3 protein-coding genes are annotated in these 3,756 nt (G+C 32.3%); all 3 read right to left on the minus strand.

The features are described 5' to 3' along the window. Window positions 1–56 precede the first annotated feature (56 nt). A complete protein-coding gene (locus VFS71_RS18570) occupies window positions 57–1,838 on the minus strand; it encodes a long-chain fatty acid--CoA ligase (protein WP_326403125.1) in 1,782 nt (593 codons plus the stop codon). A gap of 214 nt (window positions 1,839–2,052) precedes the next feature. After that, a complete protein-coding gene (locus VFS71_RS18575; RefSeq protein WP_326403126.1) occupies window positions 2,053–2,511 on the minus strand; it encodes a hypothetical protein in 459 nt (152 codons plus the stop codon). 112 nt (window positions 2,512–2,623) lie between these two features. Continuing rightward, window positions 2,624–3,508: a hypothetical protein gene (locus VFS71_RS18580; RefSeq protein WP_326403127.1), complete on the minus strand. Its 885-nt coding sequence runs from the start codon at window positions 3,506–3,508 to the stop codon at window positions 2,624–2,626. Window positions 3,509–3,756 lie beyond the last annotated feature (248 nt).

Raw genomic sequence — 3,756 nt, forward strand, 5'->3', positions numbered from 1 at the left:
AAAAAAGCCCTGATAATAACTATCAGGACTTTGAATTTTTAAATTTTAACAAAAGTTTACAGCGAATGACCGTATATTTTTTCGTAAAGGTCTTTGTATATTTCCAGTATAATTTTTCTTTTTAATTTTAGGGTAGGAGTAAGGTGTCCACCGTCAATTGACCAAACATCTGGTGTTAATTCGAAACGTTTTACTTGTTCCCAATTTCCAAATTTTGGATTGATATGGTCAATTTCTTCTTGAATACGGGCAATTACTTTTGGATTGGAAATTATTTCTTGATTTGTTTTTCCAACCTCAATACCGTGTAGTTTTTCCCATTCTTTGATAAATTCAAAACTAGGTTGTATAAGTGCTCCAGGCATTTTTTCTCCATCACCGATAACCATAATTTGCTCAATAAAACGAGATTGTTTCATGGTGTTTTCGATAATTTGAGGTGCAATGTATTTTCCTCCAGAAGTTTTAAACATTTCTTTCTTGCGGTCAGTAATGGTCAAAAATCCATTTTGATCAACATTACCAATATCTCCCGTATGAAAATATCCATCGATGATAGCTTCGGCTGTTTTTACAGGATCTTTGTAATAACCCATCATAACATTTGGACCTTTGCAAAGAATTTCACCGTCTTCGGCAATTTTTACTTCTACATTGTCAATTGCTTTTCCGACAGTTCCAACTTTGAAACCTCTGTTTCTCATGTCATTTACAGTAATTACAGGAGAAGTTTCTGTTAATCCATAACCTTCCATAACTGGGATTTCGGCAGCTGCAAATACGCGTGATAATCTTTTTTGTAAAGCGGCACTTCCTGAAACCATTAAATCTAAGTTACCTCCCAAACCTTCTTTCCATTTGCTGAAAATTAGTTTACGGGCAATTTTTAATTGGAATTCATACCAAAAACCATTGGCTCCATAAGGCTCGTAACGCAGTCCTAAATCGATTGCCCAAAAGAAAAGCATTTTTTTGATTCCTTTCAATTCAGTTCCTTTTGCAAGAATACTATCGTATACTTTTTCTAGAAGTCTCGGTACGGCAGTGATTACGGTTGGTCTTACTTCTTTTAAATTGCTGCTAATTTTGTCTATAGATTCGCCGAAATATACTGAAACACCATAATATTGGTACAGATATAAAATCATTCTTTCGAAAATATGGCAAATAGGAAGGAAACTCAATGCTACACTTTTCCCTGCTTCAAAAGGAATTCTGGATGCACTGTTAAGTACATTCGAAACAATATTTCTATGAGAAAGCATGACTCCTTTTGGACGTCCTGTTGTTCCCGATGTATAAATGATAGTCGCTAAATCATCTGATTTTACATTGTTTTTTCTGTCCTCAACAACGTCCTGATTGCTTTTGTCTGCTCCTAGATTTAATAATTCAGCCCAGTTTCTGCATCCTCCAATTTCATTGAATGAAAAGACCTCTTTTAAGGAAGGCACATTCGCTTTTATATTATTTACTTTATTGTACACTTCGATATCCGAAACAAATACATACATGGCCCCAGAATGATTTAGAATATATTCATAATCTTCTTGAGCAATAGTTGGATAAATAGGTACGTTTTGTGCACCGGTTTGTAAAATACCAATATCCATGATATGCCACTCCGTTCTATTGTTGCTTGAAATGATAGCAATTTTGTCATCTTTTTGGATGCCCATTCTTAGCAATGCCCTAGAAATTGCATTGGCTTTATCAAGATATTCCTGGGTTGAGGTTTTTACCCAAACACCATCTTGCTTCGTAACCAAAGCGTCTAATTTGTTGTAATTTTCTAGCTGATAGTAAGGGAAATCAAAAAGACGGGTAATCGTTCTCATTGTATGATTGTTAAATTTTTTCGCAAATTAAATAAAAATTAATAATAATTTTTATTTTCCAATGATTAATTACGATTAATATAATTACAATATTGGTAATCAACGAAATCGTTTTCTTAAAATTGTATAAATTAAATGAATTGGAGGGACAAAAGCGCTTTTTTGAATTAGTTTTGGACCAAAATAATTTGTGAAATAGAGGATATACAGGGATTTAAGATTTTTTATCCTCTTCTACATATTCTTTTACTCTTTCGCCGGAAATGAACATTTTCTTTCTATCATAATGAATCGAAAAGGATTGTAATATCCAATTGTTTCCATCATCGGTTTTGGATTTGGCGGAACCGGTTATTCTATACCAAAAGGAATAAGATGCACTATTAAATCCTTCTTTAAAAATTGGAACTCCAGATTCGGAACATTCAATTCCCCAAATGATGTTTTCTTTGACAAGATCTTCATTTTGCATAATTCCTGTACCGTCTGCATTGAGGATTGTAATGGGTTCAGGTTGGTTTACATAGGTATAAAGACCTATAATGGGATAACCTATAACTGTTGCTATATAGTGATCTTGGTCTTTGTTTCTGATTTTGGTAACTTTCAGTTGAGCATAGGAATGTGTTGCACTTAATACAAGTGTGGCAAGCAGCAAAGTAATTTTTTTCATGGGTGTAGGTTGATTTTAAAAAGGTCTAAAAAGCAAGGGGCGTTGCTTTTTAGGTTAAGGTTATGTGTTTATACTTTTGGCTAAGATACAAACGGAATTTTAGATAAAAAAACTACAAATAGGTATAATTATATAAATTTAAAAATCCTTCAAGAAACTCTTTGGTTCCTTCAGGGGAATAAAGATATGTTATCATTTTTTTCTCGATTACATTTCCGATTTCGTCCAGTTTATATGTTATAACTATTTCTCGGTTTGGATATTTTGTATTGTTATCTGAATTGATTGTAGCTATGTTAATTAACCTATTGTTACGGTCGTATTTGTAAATGCTTTTATGGGATAAAATGCCTGATTTAAAAGTATGCATTTCTTTTACCAGTGCATTAGAATCGTAAATGAATTTTTTTGATAAATCTGTAGATTGGTAATCAATTTGGAAAACTTGATTCTCATCATTGAAATGATAAAAGTATTCTTTTCGGGTAGTTGTCTTTTTTGATGAACCTTCGGTAACTTCTTCTCCTTTGTATAAAATGTTTTTCTTTTGTACATATTTGTAATCAGCCGTTGAAAAATCTGGAGTTTGAGTTTCGTTTTCCAAATCAGTACTGGTTGTGTCTTTATCTTTGGCTACATTAACAGTCTCAATATCTATATGTGAAATATAACCTTTATTGGTATAACTGAAAAAGTGCTTTTTTGAGAGCAGATACTTATAATTTTGCTCAAATTCTTTGGTAGAACCTTCGGTGTAAAATTTATAAAAATTATTGATCAATTCAGAATCACCTGTTATGTTCCCTTTAGCGTTTATCGAAAATTGCTGCTCATGCATTTGTGTTACATTTCCTTTTAGTTCTAAAGTTTTTGCATTAAAACCATACAATTCTAACAGGGGATTAATTTTTAAGGACTCATCTGAAATTTGTGCAAATACTGGATTTATTAAAAGGAGTAGACTTATAATAAAAAGTTTTTTTTGAATGGTAATCATTGCTGGTTTTTTTTTTTTAGGTTAATTAAGATTTTAGGACAAAAATCTTCATGAAAAACCCGTCTCTAAAATTATAAAGAGACGGGCTTTATTGGGAAATAAAACTTTAAATAGGAAGTCTTATTTGTTTGTATTGTCTATCCATTTTTTGGCATTTACAAAAGCTTCGTGCCAAGGAGTAACCTCGTCATTTCTGTCTTTTGGATAATGTGCCCAGTTCCATTGGAAAGTTGAACGCTCAATATGTG

The organism is Flavobacterium sp., from assembly GCF_035760125.1.
GTDB lineage: Bacteria > Bacteroidota > Bacteroidia > Flavobacteriales > Flavobacteriaceae > Flavobacterium.